Here is an 18,008-nt window from a genome sequence, read left to right on the forward strand (position 1 = left end):
AGCGAAACGATACATCATAAATAGGATTCGGGATTATGACTGATTTTTTGTTCATTAAACTTTATTTATGTATATGTTGTAATATAAATTCTACTTGTTTGTCTGTAATTCTTGGTCCGTATGTTTCTACCAATTTTGAAGATGCTAAGCTTGCTATTTTTCCTGCTTCTATGAAAGAATGTTTATGAGTAATACTAAAGAGGAACGCTCCAGCAAATAAATCACCTGCTCCTACGGTATCTACTGCTATAACAGGGTATGGTTCAATATCAATAAAAGTATCACCATCAAATAGCATAGAGCCATTTGCTCCCATAGTAATTACAAATGTTTTTGCTATTTTTTTTAGTTCTTCTCTTGCTTCTAAAAGAGAGTTTTTTTTTGTATAGATGAGAGCTTCTTCTACATTACAAAATAATACATCTACGGAAGCTCCAATAACTTCTTCTAACCTATTGCTAAAATATTTTACCATACTGGTATCGGAGAATGAAAGAGCTGTCTTTACGTTTGATTTTTCTGCAATATTTTTAGCATATTTCATAGCATCTAATCCGAGGTCGGTAGAAACAAGGTAACCTTCCATGTAGAGGTATTTTGCATGTATAAGTTCATTTTGGTTGATTTCATTTTTTGAAAAAGTAGCACTTGTTCCTAAAAATGTATTCAGAGTTCTTTGGGCATCTTCGGTCACCATAACTAAGCACTTTGCTGTGGGTTCATCAAAAGTGTTATCGTCTCTCATATTTGTTGTTATTTTATAATCTTTCAGTGTTTTTAGGTAGAATTTTCCAAAATGGTCATTCCCTAATTTACATGCGAAGTAAGCTGTTCCTCCAAATTGATGTAATCCTATTAATGTATTTCCAGAGGAGCCAGCGGCTTGCATCATATCTTCTTGTATAAACAAAGAATCCAGAAGTTGTTTTTGCCTCTCTGCATCTATCAAAGTCATAATTCCTTTTTCAATGTTATACTTTTTTAAAAAACTATCCTCTACGGAAACCACCACATCTACTACTGCGTTCCCTATCCCAAAAACATCGTATTTTTTTTTTTTCATGGTATGTATATGTATTATTTTTTATGGTAATGTTACTAAAGCATTTATAATTTCTACCACAGGGAGTTTATTTTTCCATCCCGTCGTGAGCACTTGCATTTGTGTATCTGTGAGTTTTAGAACTTTTTGAATGGTTGTCCCTGGTATACCTTCTTCTAACATTTCTAATCCCGATTCAACTTTCGTTTCTATTTTTCCTTCTATTTTTCCTTCTCCAAAAGCGTAGTCAATGGTATTATAATAATCCCTATAACCTTTCAAGCTCATTTCATAATTATATATATCTTTTTCGCTGAATTTTGCAAGCGATGCTTTCTCAAATGCATGAGTAAAAATCTCATCCCCTATAATGGTTGGAATGGTCTGAAAATCCTCTAAGTGTTTAATAAAATATAACCACTTATCCAAACGGGTTGTGAGTTCTGTTTCTGTCTTTTTGAAATTAGGAACTTCAAGATATATGAAAGTTAACTTATCATAAAATGTCTTACCGTGTTGGTCTTTTAATTGTATGGTATGCACTACTTCTTTTTTTTCAGATTCTGTTTTGTAATCGTTAAAAGTAAAGTCCAAGATTCCTATACAATAGACCGCTTTTAATTGGAAATCCCATCCTCCTTTTTCTGCTTGTTCTCTTATGGGAAAAGTGGAATAATAAACTGTTCTCTCTTTGAAATAGTTTTGCTTTGCCTTTTGTATTTCTACAATACACTTTTCTCCCTTTTGATTCTCACAGTAAATATCATAAATGACTTTTCTGTCAACAAATCCCTGTCCCAAATGTTCATTATTCTTCAACGTCAAATCTATTATCTTCTCTTCATTCGGCAATAAAGCATTCAGAAAATCCATTAACAATGGCTTACTCGCTTCTTCACCAAAGATTTTCTTAAACCCAAAGTCTGTAAAAGGATCTACATATTTTGCTTTCATTTTTCTTTCTGTTATTTATTAAAAGATACTTTAAACGATATATTATATAAGTCCTAACTGTCTTAAAAAACATTCTGCAATTGCAAATAAACATTTTTTTTATAATGAAGCAGAAAAGAAAAAAAATATATATTCCCTGTAAATAGTTTTATAACATTTTTAGAGAGTATTGTCCAAAAAATCTATAATGCAAAAACAAATATCTTTGAGTGGTTATTTTTTTTGTATATTGAAAGTGTTCTATGAGCATTATATCAATACAATATATTCACCACCAAACATACAATAATTATTTGCAAATAAAAAACAATGAAAATAAAATTTTCTATTAATTACGCTACAAAATGGGGGCAGAATGTAAAAATTTGGGGTAGTATACCTGAATTAGGGGATGGAAAGGTAGAATCTGCTCTTTGGATGGACTTTAGAGGTGGTGAAACTTGGGAAAAAGAAATAGAAGTCAAAAACTTTCAAACTATAGAATATAAGTATTTTATATTTGAAGAGGGTTGTAATGTAGAAATATGGGAATGGGGCAAGAATAGAGTGTTACACAATGAGTTCCCTCGCAAACCTATTTCTTTAAAAGATTTTTGGAGACCCACATCTAAAATAGAAAATATATGGAATACTTCTCCTTTTACAAAAGCGTTCTTTAAGCCCCCAGAGCAGAATAATATAAAAAAAAATACAAAAACAAATCTGCGATTTCAAATACAGTATCCAAAAGTAGATAAAAAATATACCATTTGCATTATAGGAAATACAGAAGCACTCGGTAATTGGGATGAAAAAAAAGCATTACCTATGGATAATACTCATTATCCATTTTGGAAGAGAGATATATTTGTAGATACCAAAGAGGATTATGCAATAGAATATAAATATGCTCTCTATGATACCAAATATAAGCAAATAGTAGCATGGGAATGGGGGGTAAATCGTTCTTTTTATTATAATAATACACAAACAGAAAATGTTCAAATTATTAATGATGAAAGTTTTAGATATACAGATGGATTTTGGAAAGCATCAGGAGTAGCAGTTCCTCTCTTTTCTCTTCGTTCTCAAAAAGGTTTAGGAGTAGGAGAATTTACAGATATAAACCTTCTCACTGATTGGGCTGCAGAAGTAGGATTTAAAATAATACAAATACTGCCAATAAATGACACTACCGCTCAGCACAATTGGAAAGATTCTTACCCATATGCAGGGATATCTGTATTTGCTCTGCATCCTCTCTATGCTCATATAGAAGATATGGGTGAAGTCAAAAATGAAAAACGGAAAAAAGAATTAGAAACTGCAAAAAAACTTTTAAACCAAGAAGATACTGTTGCCTACGAAGAAGTGATGAAAGTGAAACACACATTTTTTCGGTATTTGTATCAACAAGAAAAAAATATCTTTTTACAGGACACAGCATTTATTGATTTTTTTCAAAAAAACAAGGAGTGGCTCATTCCTTATGCGGCTTTTTGTTATTTGAGAGATTCTTTTCAAACCCCCGATTTTAATAACTGGGCAGAATATTCTCAATATGATGAAAAAAAAATACAAACCCTTTGCTCCCCAAAACACAAGCATTATGATGACATAGCGATTCATTATTTCATACAGTTTCATTTAGATAAACAACTTCGGAAAGCTGTTGAATACGCAAGAAATTCAGGAATAGTTTTGAAAGGAGATATCCCTATAGGCATATATAGGTTCAGTTGTGACGCATGGGTAAATCCCACTCTTTATAATCTTCATTCCCAAGCAGGTGCACCACCTGATGATTTTTCTATTACGGGTCAAAATTGGGGGTTTCCCACTTATAATTGGACAAAAATGGAAGAAACACAATATAAATGGTGGAAAGAACGACTCCAAAAGATGTCTGATTATTTTGACATATTCAGAATAGACCATATACTTGGTTTCTTCAGAATATGGGAAATACCGATGCATGCAGTAGAAGGATTGTTAGGAAAATTTAGCCCATGTATTCCCTTGTCTATTCAGGAAATGGAACAACGAGGATTACATTTTCAATACCATAGGTATTGTTTTCCTTATATAAGGGATTATATGCTTGCTGAAATTTTTTATGAGCATAGTGAATTTGTTAAAAATGAATTTTTATATAAAATAAATAACGAAGAATATCACCTTAAGCCCGAATATAAAACACAAAAACAAGTAAAACAATACATCACTACATTAATACAAGCAGAACCTTATAAAAAAGAGCATTATGAATGGCTTTGTCACCAACTTTACAGGTTACATACTGACGTCTTATTTATAGAAGATGAAGCATCGAATGGAACGTCTTTTAACCCGCGAATAGCCCTCCACAGCACTTATAGCTATAAAGATCTTAGTGATTATGAAAAATATATAATAGATACTTTATATATAGATTATTTCTATAAAAGACACAATGAATTTTGGAAACAAAAAGCATATCAAAAACTGCCCATACTCAAAGAATGCAGTGAAATGCTCATCTGCGGCGAAGACTTAGGGATGGTCCCAGAGTGTGTTCCACAGGTAATGGAGCAGTTACAAATGTTGAATCTTGCAGTTCAAAGAATGCCTAATAACCCCAAAATAGAATTTTGGCACCCATCTGATACTCCCTATCTTTCTGTTACCACTACTTCTACCCATGATATGTCACCTATACGCTCTTGGTGGGAAGAAAACAGGCAAAAAACCCAAAGATTCTATAATACTATTTTAGGAAATTATGGAGAAGCCCCCCAGTTTTGTGAACCTTGGATTGTGAAACAAATACTGAATCAGCATTTCTTCTCTCAAAGCATGCTCGCTATCGTTCCCATGCAAGATATTATTGCTTTGGATATGACTATACGAAAATCAAATCCCCACGAAGAAAGAGTAAATATACCCGCCATTGCAGAACATTATTGGAAATATAGAATACATATACCTTTAGAAAATCTTTTGAAAGAAAAAAAATTTAATAATGAGCTGCAAGAAATTATTAAAAAATCTCAAAGATAATCTTATATGCTCCGCTCTTATTATTTCTCGGATGAATCTCTCTTAGAAGGTGGATGCGATGAAGCGGGAAGAGGATGCTTGGCAGGTCCTGTGGTGGCTGCTTGCGTTATTCTACCTAAACATTTTTCCAATAATACTCTCAAGGACTCTAAAAAACTCTCTCAAAAACAGAGGGAGGAAATGAGAGATATTATTACACAAGATGCCATTGCTTACTCAATCGCATGGGCTACCCATCAAGAAATAGACACGATCAATATTCTCAATGCTTCTTTTTTAGCAATGCATAGAGCTATAGATACCATAAAAATAAAACCACACCATATTCTTATAGATGGGAACAGATTCAAACCCTACCCACAAATACCCCATACCTGCATCATAAAAGGAGATAATCTTTTTTGCAGTATAGCTGCCGCATCTATTCTTGCAAAAACCTACAGGGATGATTGGATGACAAAACTTCATAACGAATTTCCTCTCTATAATTGGAAAAAAAACAAAGGATACCCCACCAAAGAACATACAAATGCGCTCCATACACACGGAACCTCCCCATACCAACGAATAACTTTTCAATATAAAAAATAAATTTTATAACCCCGCTCCACCTATCGTTTGTTCATCTCACAAGCATTGTAAAATACACGGTAGAGAACCCCATCATTCGTACATAAGCACAAATGTTGATATAAGTGCCAATGTTGATTATAATTCTTAATATTCAAAACAGCATCTTTCCCAAGGTACAGATGGAATGTAAGCAGATGAAACAAAAGTGAATTGTTTAGAAAAGAAAAAGTTTTTTTACAATTTTATTCCGCATTTTCAAATATTCTTTTTTGATATTTGGAGAAGATTGCCTTATACCAGTATTACAGAATATGCCTACCGTCATTTTTTGTTTTGGAAAATAAAACAGGTCTGTAGTTGTTCCAATACCTCTCCCTGAATGTCCCAATAGAAATTTATACGGAAAACTTTTATCTGCCATTAAACCCAGTCCATAGTCAGGTTTTTTTTCATTATTCCAAGTCATCATTTGTTTCAAGGATTCTTTATTCAAGATTTTTCCATTCATTAAATCTTGCAAAAAGTGGGATGCTTCCCCAATAGGTGCATAAACTCCATCATCACCCATAAACCAATTTGTCGTTTCAACAGTCTGTTGGGTCAGATTTTCAATTTGTGAATCCTTATTCAAATCACCATAGTGCTGTGTAATATTTTGGGGTGGCGTTTCCCTATAAAATGTATGCTTATACCCATGTTTTACCAAGAGTTTTCTTAAATAAGATGTATGGTCTTCTGGTAAAATACTATCCATTATCATGGCAAGCAATACATAATTGGTACTACTGTATTCAAACTTTATACCAGGTAGAAATTTTGAAGGGTTTCCAAATGAATGGTTTATTAATGCGTTCAGATGGCTTAATGTATCAAGTTTTAAATTTCCAGACACATATAATGTGTTGAGTATTGGGTCGTTTTCATAATTGAAAAGCCCAGATTGGTGGGATAATAGATGCCTTATTGTTATCACTTCCCCATTAGGTATATGGGAAATAATTTCTTTGGGCAAATATTTTTTTATCAAGTCGTCTAAACTTAGCTTTCTTTCTTCACATAATGTAAGGATGGCTACAGCATTATACATTTTTCCGATACTTCCGAGAGAAAAAATATTTTCTAAACGTAACTTTATACCGTTTGCTACATCTTCATAACCAGATACCCCTATCCATTCTGGCTGATCATTCATTTTAATATAAACCACCACACCTATTAAATTATTTTTGGTGGAATGGTCAATAATTTTTTGTATTTTATTGAATTTTTTTGATTGCCCATACATTTCATTTCTATAAAAAAAAACTATCAATAAAATTAATAAAACTTTCAAAGTGCTCTTGTTAATTCGTATCATATAGCTACTGAGTTCATTTTCTGATTATTGCTTTCCATAAACCTTGTGTCACCCCATATTTCCCTATGCATAGCTGCTTACCAGACTCTGTGGGTAGGTTCACCAGTATAATAATACCGACCGCTTATATCTATAACCCATAGTAAAAGTTCCGCCTCTCATATTTTTTATAATAAAACTATGTCTTTTTATGGGTGGGTTCTAAAAATTGATTTCTTTATTGGTTTTTAAGGGATACAGTTTTTAGAATTTTAATTTTTAGCACCCCTTGGTAATAGTTTCCTCTTCAAATTTTGGTAGCATTACATGTACTTATACATAGCATAGCACCTTATAACACTTTTGCAAGCAAGTTCGGTTTTTGCTTTTTCATTATTTTATGTATTTGATTTTGATGTATTGCTAAATAAAAAAAATATTCTTTCGTCCATTATATGCAATAAAAATACTATCATTTTCCTTCTTATTTGTGTAAATATAAAAAAATTACCTTATAAAAAAATATAGCAAAGCGAAATTGCTTTTTTAGAAAGATATTTTTTGAGAATAACCTGTGTTAAAATGTATATAAGGTAAGGTATTTATTCACATATTCATTATAATTACTATTTTAGGTGGTATAAAAGATACACTACAATACCCTCTCAATTTTGGTTACAGCGTAATAGAAACAGATATAATACAAATACACACATGCAAACACTATATTTCGCACACAGTAATGGTTTTCCCGCATTAACATATAGATATTTTTTATCTCAATTTTCCGATTTTGATGTCCGATATATAGAAATGTTTGGACATGACGCTGCCTATAATCCAAAATATAGTTGGAATCCGCTGGTAAAGCAATTTTTATCTCCTATTATACAAGAAAATAAAAAAGTAATGGCAGTTGGTCATTCGCTGGGAGCGGTTATTTGTTTAAGAGCATATTATCAAAATCCTCACCTTTTCAGTCATTTAGTATTAATGGACCCACCGTTTTTTACATTTCGTTTGAGATTATTTATTTTGCTAATGCGTTTTTTAGGAACATCAGGTAAAATTATACCTATAGCAAAACGAACTCGTTACAGACAGACCCATTGGTCGTCAAAAGAAGAAGCCTATAACTATTTAAAAAACAAAGCTCTTTTTAAAAAATTTCATCCTGAATGTTTTCAAGATTATATAAATTTCGGATTAAAACCTTGTAAAAATGGAGTAGAGCTTGTTTTTAGTGCGGAAGAAGAATATAAAATATTTAAGAATAGTCCATTTTCATTGGGAAGAGGTGTTTTGGATATTCCATGTTATTACATCTACTCATCCGAATTTACTCGTTATAAATATTTTAATCTATCAGAGTTGAAGAATACATTTCATCACATGAAATTTATAAATTATAAGGGAAATCACATGTTCCCATTAGAGCAGCCGGAAGAAACAGCACAATTTATTAGGGATTTATTGATAGAAAATACTCATTGAATAACTGTAAACAAACATTAGTTTTTTTCTAAATAATCCAAGTTTTTTCCAAAAGTTTCTTCTAATTTATTACATGCATAGAGTGCTATAAAAACAAATATTAATCCGATAAAAAATGCTCCGTAGGTATTACCTATAATAGAAGCGGTGTAAAGGTAGAGAAAACTCATAGGAAAAACAGCACCTCGGACAAAATTTGGTGCGGTATTCGTAACTGTAGATCTTACATTTGTTCCAAAATGTTCCGATGCAATAGTAACAAATAAAGCCCAATAACCTGCAAAAATACCAAAAACAAAACAAAGAAAATATATCCAATAAATACTTACATCTTTGATAAAAAAGAATAAAAACATGCACACAATCATACCAAAAAGGTAAAAACGAACCAATTTTTTTCTACTTTGCAAATATTGGCTGAGCCACCCACTTATGAGATCACCTACACACAATCCTATATAAGAATACATTATTCCATCTCCTCTGTTCATCATTTCCCCCGATGGATTTATTTCTTTATAGAAAGTATCCGAGTGTTTTATTATAATTCCTAATACATACCAAATCGGAAGACCTATTAATACGCACCATATATATTTTTTTAATCTGGTAGAATTTAAAAAAAATTGTAAAAAAATTTCTTTTTTCACAGTTGTTTTTTTCATATTTTCAAACATACCTGATTCTATGGTAGCAAAACGAAGGATTAAAAGAATAAATCCCAATATGCCTCCTATAATATAAGCTATTTGCCAGTTTTCCAATCCTAGTATAGAAATAGATATCCTTCCCATAAATCTTGCTACTACAGCACCTAAAGCACCGAATGATACCAAAAGTACTGTCCCATACCCACGGGCTTCTTTTGTCATAATTTCGGAAACCAAGGTTATAGCAGCGCCTAATTCACCTGCTAAACCGACTCCTGCTAAAAATCTGACTATAGTGTATTGCAATTCTGTCGTTACAAAAGCATTTACTACATTTGCCAAAGAATAGAGAATGATAGAACCAAATAAGATAGATTTTCTCCCTTTTATATCTCCTATAATTCCCCATAGTATCCCCCCTACCAGCATTCCCATCATTTGCCAGTTAAAAAGAATAGTATCTAATCTTGCTATCTCAGCTTCGTCTTTTATATTTAAACCTATACTACTCATTATGCTTGCTTTACTCACCATATTAAAAAGTTGCAAGTCATATATATCTACAAAATATCCTAGAGATGCCACCAATACAGTAGCGTTTAATACTTTATCTGTAAGTTTTGTCATATTTTAAATCATATTTTTTAGAGACAGAGTTTAAAAAAAATATACATCTTATTCTTCCTCTATTTTTTTAGCATCTTCTATTACCCCTGAAGATTCTATTACCTTTTTTTGTTGATTTTTTGTAAGAAATCTTTCTAATCTGCCTTCCCCTGTCTTGAGAATAATTGCTATAATTGTTTTTGGTACTATACCGATAGGAATAAGATTTAATATTTTATTATCAGTCAAAAGTGGATTATCGGGGATTATTGTAGGTAGGTAATCATCTATAACGGGTTCTACAAAAAGTTCTTCGAGAATAAATAACGCAAGTCCAAAAAATAAAATAATTCCTGCTGCTTGTTTTCCAATTTTTGCTAACATTAATTGGTCTATTACTTCTGTAAGCTTTGTATTTTTTTCTTTTATCTCATCGTTTTGGAGAAGAATTTTTTCATTCGCTTTATTAATTTTTAGTTGTAATCTATCGCTTACTTTTGTCATTACTTTATTTTGATCTAACAGATCTCTATAATTATTGACAAAACTTAACATATCAGATTTAGTAATTTCATCATCATTAAATTTTCTAACAAACTCATTGAGGGCATCTTCTTCTACTTTATATAATCCATCCATTGTAATACTATTAAGAAAAATTATTAATTAGATAAAAAAATCTATTATAAATTGACTGTGTTTATATTATTTTTTAAAATTCGTATTTGAAATGTAAATAAAAACACATCGGGGTTCAGTTCATCAAATTGGTACCTAAGTTTTTGGTTTGTTTTACGAGCTATATCTATATATCCTAAGCCAGCAGTACCTTTTTCACTAAAATCTTGGTCCATAGATTGTTTATAAAGGATTCTTAAAGATTTTTCATCTAAAGAATTAATAAGATCTATTTTTTTTTTTATTTTCTCTAATGAATCGTTACTAATGTAGTTTACTGTAAGTAGATTATAGTATTTACTACGAACCGTTGCAAGTATGATAACTGTTTTTTTTAACTGATCGGAGAGCACTTCTTCGTTGATATTTTTTATATACTCGATATCTCCTATGTGATAATGAAGATTTTGAATACATTCGGTAGCTACATTATGAAATTTTTTTTTCAGTTGTCTATCCTCGTCTATTTCATCTAATTTTTTTTCCAAGGTTTCTATTATGTTGGAAACCAAATCAAATGAAAGTACGCCTTTATAAACCAAAATTATTTTTTCATCATACGTATTTTTATAATTTATAACATTCATCTTGCAGTATTTATACGGTTAATAATGTGCTATTTTATATTTTTATTTTTATAAATATGAAATTCTACTCGTCTATTTATTGATTTATTTTCTTCATTTTTTTCTTCAACTATTGGGTTACTACTGCCAAATCCTTCAAAATCAACTCTACTTTCATCTACTCCTCCAAACAAAACTATATAATCTCTAATACTTTCTGCCCTTGCTTTACTCAAGATTATATTTTGTGCTTCATTTCCGTCACTATCTGTGTGTCCTTCTATTTTTAAAAAAAAATCTGGATGATCGTATAAAAAATTTATTATCTTATTGATATCTCCATACATAGATTTTTTTAAGATCGCACTTCCAAGATCAAATTCTATAGATTCAAATTTTACTCTGGTTAAAATATGTTTCGTAGTTTTATATAAATCTAATTCTCCATCCAAATAAAATGTTTCTTCTATTCTAAAAAAATCATCTCCTTGTATTACTATAAGATAATTATTTTTATCTATCAAATTAAATTCAAAGGTTCCGTCTGGGTTTAAATACTTCGGTGCTATTTCTATTCCATTATCTAAATCAATAATATATACAAGACCTTTGAATGGTTTTCCATTATCTTCATCTATAAGTGAGCCTTTTACGGAAGTATTCGCATCTGGTTTTCCTTCCATCGGTAATGGAAATGAATAGAGGTCTTGTATTGCCCATTCATTATTGATAGATCTTGCATAATATAAATTTTTAGATTCACTATCTATAGCGAAATACGACTCACTCCCTTTTCCGTTCACGATTGGACCTATATTCTGAGGTTCTTCCCAGTAATTATTTTTTTTATGTGATTTATAAATATCGTATTCTCCAAAATTATAGAGTTGCCCATTAGAACTAAAATATAATACCTTATGTTTAGGATGAAAAAATGGACTTACTTCATTTTTGCGAGTATTGATAATAGGTCCCAAATTTTGCGGAGTGAACCATGTTCCTGTTTTAGTTTTGTATGTAAAATAAATATCTGATAGTCCAAATCCTCCGGGTCTATCTGAAGCAAAGAAAAGAGTATCGTCATTATGAGAGAGTACGGGTTGAGAATCCCAAAAATTACTATTTATTTCTGTAATATTTTTAACGTTTCCCCATGTCATACTATCTTCTTGTAAAGTAGCGGTAAAGATATCACAGCTACCTACGGCTACAGAATTGCATCTAGAAAAATAAAGAACTTTTCCATCATGTGATAGGCAGGCAGATCCTTCATTAAACTCTTTTGTATTAATATTCCCTTTTATACCTATAGCCATAGACCACACATTTTTTTTTTTCTGAGATATATATATATCCTCATTTTTTTTAGATGTTATTGTTGGTTTTTCTTCTCTTGAAGAAGTAAACAAAAGTAGATTTTGATCTATACTGAGATTAGGGGCATAGTCCGCGTATTTTGAATTTATATTTTTACCCATATTAAGGAGGACTCCTTTAGGCGGTTGTAGTGTATCTATTGTTTTTCTATGCTCTACTAATTCGTAATAATATTCTAAGGGGACGTATGAATTTATTTCTTGATTATTAAGTGTATCATAATATAGTTCTATTTCTTTAATATTTATTCCTTCATAATGATGCCGTAGTGCCAGTTTATAGAGGGGTCTTGCTTCTTTAATACCTTCAAAAAGTTCTGTCAATTTTGCTAATTTCCAAATAAGGTAAGTATCTTTATAAAAATTTTTTATGCCAAATTGAGATACATATAATTTTAATTCATAAAAAAGAAGTTCCCATTCTTGTTGAGAATCTAATGTTTTAATTTTTTGTAAATTTTTTTTATGAAGGTAATACTGTTGCTTGTTTATATTCGGAAATCGATTTATATTCAGAGTTTTTATATATTTTGTTATTGTGTCTTTTTTTTCAAAAAGATTTTTTTTTTTTGTGAGTATCCATTTTGAATACTCATAAAAAATATCAGTATATGAAAATATACAATATAATTTTTCATAACAATTGTTATAATATATCCCACATACTATGAGATTAGGAAGATAAGGTATTTACGTAATGTGCAAGTTTTGATTTTTTACGTGCAGCATTATTTTTATGTATGATATTTTTCTTTGATAGTTTATCTATGCAACTAGAAACTGTCTTATAAAGCTCTTGTGCTTCTACTTTGTTTGTTGTTTCTTTTAGCTTTTTTATGAGAGTGCGAGTTGTCTTGTGTTGGTAACGATTTCGTAATCTTCTCGTTTCTCCAGATCGGATTCTTTTTAAAGCTGATTTATTGATTTTTTTTCTCTTCCCTTCTTTCAATAATTTTTTTTCTGCCATTTTTAATTTAGTTTTTAGTATGGTGATTAATATAATATGTTTTTATAATTTTTTTATTATATGTATTTTTTTTAAATTTTATAATTTTATTTTTTTTTATGTGAAAAATTACGTATAAAAAAATATATTATTTAAAAAATAAAAGGAACGGGGCATAAAAGTTCTTGTATATGTCTTGGTGGTTTTTTAGAATCGCCAAGGGTAAAAGAATATAAAAGAGAAAGCTCATGTGCTCCTCCACCCCCTATTCCTAATTGTGATATAGTATAATCGAAACTATATGCTATGGTAAGTGCTTTTTTATTCATTCCTACCATAAAAATAATACTTTCATTATTTATATATCCTTGAAATGATGTGATAGGAATACCTCTATACCATGTTCCGAAGAGTATATTTTTATACTGAAAATACGTTCCGATATCTAATTGGTGAAAATTACCTTGTGTTCTATAGTAAAAAGAAGGTGAAATGCTTATTTCTTTTTCAATGTTTTTGGAATTTTTAGGGGATATGTATAATTTATATCCTCCATGTAGCGATAATCTTTTGGGTAAAATACTTTCTCCACCTATAGTATAAGATTGGTTCGGTTCTGTTATATTATGGTATGAAAAACCTAACCATAAAGATTTACTATAAAATATAAATCCTAATGCTACATCGGGATATTGGACTGTTCTTCCCGAATGATATATATCGTCGGATACAGATTTGATTCGCCCTGTATTGTCAAACTGATCTCCAAAAAGTAACTTATCAAAATTAATATCTCTTATATTATAGGATATTTCAATTGCGGGTCTAAAAACCAGTGTATAAGTAAGTTCTAATTGATATGAGTATTGGATAGCTATTGTATTTGATTGTAATCCTACCAAGCTTTCTCTATTAGAGACAAACAAAAGACCTACACTGCTGTTATATTTTTCAATATGATGGTCTGCAAAAAAAGAGAATGTTTCAAAACCTCCTTTTATATTAGGCCATTGATTTCTGTAGTTTAATCCTATTTTCCCTTTTTGATTGACTCCGACTAATCCGGGGTTGAGATATAATGGAGAAAAATAGTATTGAGAAAATTGAATATCTTGGCTTATACCATTCTGAACTATCAATAAAAATAAACATATTCCTAAATTTTTTATATTCATAATGTAATGTATTGAAAAGCTGTCTATTCGTATTTTCTTTTTTATAGTATTATTTTTAGAAAAATATAACTTTCTTGATATATTTTTATACTCACGGTATATTTTATAGAGTTTCTGTAATTTTTATAAAAATTATTTTAATTACAGGTGTTGTTGGTTTATATACGTAAGATATCTATCAGGCGTAATAAGTTGCTATCTATTTTTTTTTCTTGTGAGATTGCTATCTTTAGGTTTGTAAAGGTAATCTTATTATCTACTATTCCTACCATTACATTTTTTTGTCCATTCATAAGACCTTCTACTGCTGCTAATCCTAAATGAGATGCTAATATCCTATCAAAAGCAGTTGGGTTTCCCCCTCTTTGTATATGTCCCAATTTAGAAACCCGTATCTCCATTTCTTGCAAATGAGGAATTATCTTTTCTACTATAGCATTTACGTCTCCGTTTGAGGATCCTTCAGCTACTATTATAAGAAGAGAAGTTTGTTGGCTATCCCGTAGTTTTTTTATGTTGTTCACCATGTCTTCTATTGTTATATGTATTTCAGGTATTACAACAAATTCGGATCCGCCTCCTATCCCTGTCTGAAGGGCAATATACCCCGAATGCCTTCCCATTACTTCTACAAAAAATACTCTATCGTGAGAATTAGCGGTGTCTCGGATTTTATCAATTGCCTCTAAAGCTGTGTTTACGGCTGTATCAAATCCTAATGTGTAGTCTGATCCGTATAAATCATTATCTATAGTTCCGGGTATTCCTATTATAGGTACCCCGTATTCTTCATAAAATATATTTGCCCCTGTAAAAGTTCCATTTCCGCCGATGGCTACGATTCCTTCTATCTCTAAGCGGTTTATATGCTCAAATGCTTTTTTTCTCCCTTCTTTTGATAAGAATTCTTTGCTTCTTGAAGATTTTAATATAGTTCCTCCTTTTTGTACGATATTACTTACGGAAAGGGATTTCATCTTATAAATATCTCCAGCTATCATACCTGCATAACCGTATTTTATGCCATAGGGGTCTATATTATGAAATAAACAACTTCTTACCACAGATCTAATGCAAGCATTCATACCTGGTGCGTCTCCCCCCGATGTAAAAACTCCTATTTTTTTCATTGCATCACTACTCTCATTACAATTTTATCTACCATTTAAAATATATCTATTTTCCATAATCTTTTGTATGGTCTGTTTTAATAAGAATCAAAAAAGTAAATTAGATAATTTTTATTTTTTTTTACAAAAACAAACATATTATCGCAAAGATTTATCAAAAATTATGAATAAAAATCGAATATTTGTCAGATATTACAAAATAAGAGAGATGCAGTTCTATTTTTAAAAAGGTATATGAAATTTCTCACTTATTTTTTTTATATCTTCTACCACAGATTCTAAAAGAGGTATTCCATTTTTTAGTCGATTTTCTTCAAATTCTCTTTCGGGTTCACCAGGTATTAGAACCTTATCTTTGGGATTGATACATTCAGCGGCTTTAAAAGTTTCTATCCAATTATCTATATTTTTTTTAAATTCTTCTGCTGATTGAAAAGCATCTATTCGCATTGCTCCAAAAAAATGTCCTATTCCTTCGCCTACTTTAGTATCTTGGATAGGTAAAAAACCCACAAAAGGTGGAACCCAAGGTCCATAATTAGCGCCCGAAAGAACCCCACTTAAAATATCCACTACCGCACCAAGACAATATCCTTTGTGAGATCCATTTTTTTTTGTTCCCCCAAGTGGTAGTAATGCCCCACCTTTTTTGACCGCTTCTGCATCAGTGGTAATATTTCCATATTTATCTTGTAACCAACCATTTTCTGCTTCCATATTTCTTCTTTGCAAAACTTCTAATTTTCCATTAGAGGCAGTAGTAGTTGCCATATCTACTACTATAGGATGTTGTTTGCCCGCGGGAATGGAAATAGAAATAGGATTAGTTCCTAAAAGACGTTGTTTTGAAAAAGTAGGAGCGACCAAAGGACTGGCATTGGTGAGAGCAATTCCTATCATATCTTTTTCCAAAGCAAGCATACTATGATATCCTGCTATTCCGAAATGATTACTATTTTTCACGGCAACCCAACCCGTCCCTGCCAAATTTGCTTTTTCTATTGCTTTTTTCATAGATCGGAAAGCAACTAAAAGCCCTAAACCTTTATCTCCATCTATAACTGCAGTGGAAATACTCTCATGTATCACACGAATCTGCGGGGAACTATTGATACGTCCCTCTTCCCACAAACGGATATATCCAGAAAGTCGGGCTATTCCATGAGAATCTATGCCACGAAGGTCTGCACTCAATAAAACATTTGTTGATATATCAGCATCTTCAGTATTATGCCCCATTTTTATAAAAACCTCTCGGACAAAATTATATAAATCTGAATAATTTTTGATTACCATATAGATCTTTTTAGAAAGTAATTATCCTCTTATTTTGTGTACAAAATTTTTTATAGATAGATCTAAATCGTTAGATTTTTGAAGCACATCAATAAAAGCACTGCCTATGATTGCCCCACTAAAGTATTTACAAACCGTAGAAAAGGTAGTATGATTAGAAATTCCAAAGCCCACTAAGAGAGGATTTTTTAATCGCATATCTTTTATACGTTGAAAATATGTCTTTTGGGCTGTATAAATGTCTGATTTAGCCCCCGTGACCCCAAAAGAAGCTACTAAATAGATAAAAGATTCCGTGAGATTATCTATTTCTTGGATTCTTTCCGTTGATGTTTGTGGGGTAATTAAAAAAATAAAATGAACATTATACTTTTGAAATATATGTTGGTAATGCGTTTTATATTCAAAAAGAGGGAGGTCGGGGATAATCACCCCTGAAATCCCTAATTCTTGACATTTTTCACAAAAATTTTCAATTCCGAATTGAAAAATAGGATTTATATAGCCCATTAAGAGTATTGGAAAAGAGAGTTTGGTAGGCATTTCCTCTAATTGTTGGAACAGTAAAGGGAGATTCATACCATTGTTTAATGCTTCTTGATTACTTGCTTGAATAGTTTCCCCATCGGCAATAGGATCTGAAAAGGGAATACCTATTTCTACCAAATCCACATCTCCTTGATTCAGAGCATTCAATATATTGGGAGTGCTGTCTATAAAAGGATACCCTGCGGTAAAATAAAGTGATAATATGTTTTCTTTTTTGTGCTGAAATACATCAGCAATACTTTTGGGTTGTTTCATACTCTCTCTATAATAAATAAAAAATGTTATTTGTATTTTTTTCTGATATACTCACCTTACGCAAAAATTATATTCAAAAAGTTTATGGTAATATTTTAATGGTTGATACTTTATTTTTCTTTTTCATCGTTGCTTCTTCAAACTTTACATTATCAAATTCAATGTTTGGTTTGCCTTTGGCATCAAGTTCTTTTACAATTATTGTTCTCTTAAACTTATATTTATTTTCCACAACAGGGCGATAACTGCATTGCAACAATTTGTAGCCACTGTTTAAAATACCGTTTTTTATTGGGTTAACAGAAATAGCAAATGGTTTGTAATAATCGCTTGGAACAAAATTATCTACTACAAGCATACCTTT

The 18,008-nt window shown here is 31.0% G+C and carries 16 protein-coding genes; 3 read left to right on the plus strand and 13 right to left on the minus strand.

Annotation, left to right across the window (positions count from 1 at the left end; translation table 11 throughout):
* Positions 1-61: 61 nt before the first annotated feature.
* Positions 62-1,063, minus strand: a complete 1,002-nt coding sequence (locus QM536_06215; GenBank protein ID MDI9356598.1) for an adenosine kinase — start codon at positions 1,061-1,063, stop codon at positions 62-64.
* 21 nt (positions 1,064-1,084) lie between these two features.
* Complete coding sequence (locus QM536_06220) at positions 1,085-1,996, minus strand: Rpn family recombination-promoting nuclease/putative transposase (protein ID MDI9356599.1); 912 nt, start codon at positions 1,994-1,996, stop codon at positions 1,085-1,087.
* 309 nt (positions 1,997-2,305) lie between these two features.
* Here QM536_06220 and QM536_06225 point away from each other — a divergent pair, with 309 nt between their 5' ends.
* Together QM536_06225 and QM536_06230 are read left to right on the plus strand one after the other, a co-directional pair.
* Positions 2,306-5,014, plus strand: a complete 2,709-nt coding sequence (locus tag QM536_06225) for a 4-alpha-glucanotransferase (GenBank protein MDI9356600.1) — start codon at positions 2,306-2,308, stop codon at positions 5,012-5,014.
* 6 nt (positions 5,015-5,020) lie between these two features.
* Positions 5,021-5,605, plus strand: a complete 585-nt coding sequence (locus QM536_06230) for a ribonuclease HII (GenBank protein MDI9356601.1) — start codon at positions 5,021-5,023, stop codon at positions 5,603-5,605.
* Positions 5,606-5,801: 196 nt separating this feature from the next.
* Here the strand turns inward: QM536_06230 and QM536_06235 are convergent, their stop codons facing one another.
* The gene (locus tag QM536_06235) at positions 5,802-6,920 is read right to left on the minus strand and encodes a serine hydrolase domain-containing protein (GenBank protein MDI9356602.1); all 1,119 of its coding nucleotides are present in this window, start codon (positions 6,918-6,920) and stop codon (positions 5,802-5,804) included.
* A gap of 717 nt (positions 6,921-7,637) precedes the next feature.
* On the opposite strand from QM536_06235, the gene QM536_06240 reads away from it, so the two are divergent.
* Entirely contained in the window at positions 7,638-8,417 is a 780-nt protein-coding gene (locus QM536_06240) for an alpha/beta hydrolase (GenBank protein ID MDI9356603.1), read from the plus strand.
* Positions 8,418-8,434: 17 nt separating this feature from the next.
* On the opposite strand, the gene QM536_06245 is transcribed toward QM536_06240, so the two are convergent.
* From QM536_06245 to QM536_06290, 10 genes are all read right to left on the minus strand, one after another.
* Complete coding sequence (locus QM536_06245; GenBank protein ID MDI9356604.1) at positions 8,435-9,694, minus strand: MFS transporter; 1,260 nt, start codon at positions 9,692-9,694, stop codon at positions 8,435-8,437.
* Positions 9,695-9,742: 48 nt separating this feature from the next.
* Positions 9,743-10,312: a hypothetical protein gene (locus tag QM536_06250; protein ID MDI9356605.1), complete on the minus strand. Its 570-nt coding sequence runs from the start codon at positions 10,310-10,312 to the stop codon at positions 9,743-9,745.
* A 44-nt stretch (positions 10,313-10,356) separates the two neighbouring features.
* Positions 10,357-10,938 (minus strand): SiaB family protein kinase, encoded by a 582-nt coding sequence (locus tag QM536_06255; protein MDI9356606.1) that lies wholly within the window; start codon positions 10,936-10,938, stop codon positions 10,357-10,359.
* Between the two features lie 29 nt (positions 10,939-10,967).
* Positions 10,968-12,617, minus strand: a complete 1,650-nt coding sequence (locus QM536_06260; protein MDI9356607.1) for an OmpA family protein — start codon at positions 12,615-12,617, stop codon at positions 10,968-10,970.
* A gap of 349 nt (positions 12,618-12,966) precedes the next feature.
* Positions 12,967-13,260: a 30S ribosomal protein S20 gene (gene rpsT, locus QM536_06265; GenBank protein MDI9356608.1), complete on the minus strand. Its 294-nt coding sequence runs from the start codon at positions 13,258-13,260 to the stop codon at positions 12,967-12,969.
* A gap of 131 nt (positions 13,261-13,391) precedes the next feature.
* Complete coding sequence (locus QM536_06270) at positions 13,392-14,414, minus strand: type IX secretion system membrane protein PorP/SprF (GenBank protein MDI9356609.1); 1,023 nt, start codon at positions 14,412-14,414, stop codon at positions 13,392-13,394.
* Between the two features lie 158 nt (positions 14,415-14,572).
* Positions 14,573-15,544 carry a 6-phosphofructokinase gene (gene pfkA, locus QM536_06275; GenBank protein ID MDI9356610.1) on the minus strand — a complete coding sequence of 324 codons (972 nt, stop codon included), beginning with the start codon at positions 15,542-15,544 and terminating at the stop codon, positions 14,573-14,575.
* A 222-nt stretch (positions 15,545-15,766) separates the two neighbouring features.
* Positions 15,767-16,840: an Ldh family oxidoreductase gene (locus QM536_06280; GenBank protein MDI9356611.1), complete on the minus strand. Its 1,074-nt coding sequence runs from the start codon at positions 16,838-16,840 to the stop codon at positions 15,767-15,769.
* 21 nt (positions 16,841-16,861) lie between these two features.
* Positions 16,862-17,644: a tryptophan synthase subunit alpha gene (gene trpA / locus QM536_06285; protein MDI9356612.1), complete on the minus strand. Its 783-nt coding sequence runs from the start codon at positions 17,642-17,644 to the stop codon at positions 16,862-16,864.
* Between the two features lie 82 nt (positions 17,645-17,726).
* The coding region (locus tag QM536_06290; protein ID MDI9356613.1) for a hypothetical protein at positions 17,727-18,008 on the minus strand (282 nt) is incomplete at its 5' end.

It is taken from the genome of Chitinophagaceae bacterium, assembly GCA_030053935.1.
GTDB lineage: Bacteria > Bacteroidota > Bacteroidia > Cytophagales > JASGCU01 > JASGCU01.

Excerpts from the sequence above, each read along its gene's own strand:
- QM536_06215 (MDI9356598.1), bottom strand. The coding sequence starts at position 1,063 with ATGAAAAAAAAAAAATACGATGTTTTTGGGATAGGGAACGCAGTAGTA.
- pfkA (MDI9356610.1), bottom strand. The coding sequence starts at position 15,544 with ATGAAAAAAATAGGAGTTTTTACATCGGGGGGAGACGCACCAGGTATG.
- QM536_06245 (MDI9356604.1), bottom strand. The coding sequence starts at position 9,694 with ATGACAAAACTTACAGATAAAGTATTAAACGCTACTGTATTGGTGGCA.
- QM536_06250 (MDI9356605.1), bottom strand. The coding sequence starts at position 10,312 with ATGGATGGATTATATAAAGTAGAAGAAGATGCCCTCAATGAGTTTGTT.
- rpsT (MDI9356608.1), bottom strand. The coding sequence starts at position 13,260 with ATGGCAGAAAAAAAATTATTGAAAGAAGGGAAGAGAAAAAAAATCAAT.
- QM536_06225 (MDI9356600.1), top strand. The coding sequence starts at position 2,306 with ATGAAAATAAAATTTTCTATTAATTACGCTACAAAATGGGGGCAGAAT.
- QM536_06280 (MDI9356611.1), bottom strand. The coding sequence starts at position 16,840 with ATGGTAATCAAAAATTATTCAGATTTATATAATTTTGTCCGAGAGGTT.
- QM536_06220 (MDI9356599.1), bottom strand. The coding sequence starts at position 1,996 with ATGAAAGCAAAATATGTAGATCCTTTTACAGACTTTGGGTTTAAGAAA.
- trpA (MDI9356612.1), bottom strand. The coding sequence starts at position 17,644 with ATGAAACAACCCAAAAGTATTGCTGATGTATTTCAGCACAAAAAAGAA.
- QM536_06255 (MDI9356606.1), bottom strand. The coding sequence starts at position 10,938 with ATGAATGTTATAAATTATAAAAATACGTATGATGAAAAAATAATTTTG.
- QM536_06270 (MDI9356609.1), bottom strand. The coding sequence starts at position 14,414 with ATGAATATAAAAAATTTAGGAATATGTTTATTTTTATTGATAGTTCAG.
- QM536_06240 (MDI9356603.1), top strand. The coding sequence starts at position 7,638 with ATGCAAACACTATATTTCGCACACAGTAATGGTTTTCCCGCATTAACA.
- QM536_06230 (MDI9356601.1), top strand. The coding sequence starts at position 5,021 with ATGCTCCGCTCTTATTATTTCTCGGATGAATCTCTCTTAGAAGGTGGA.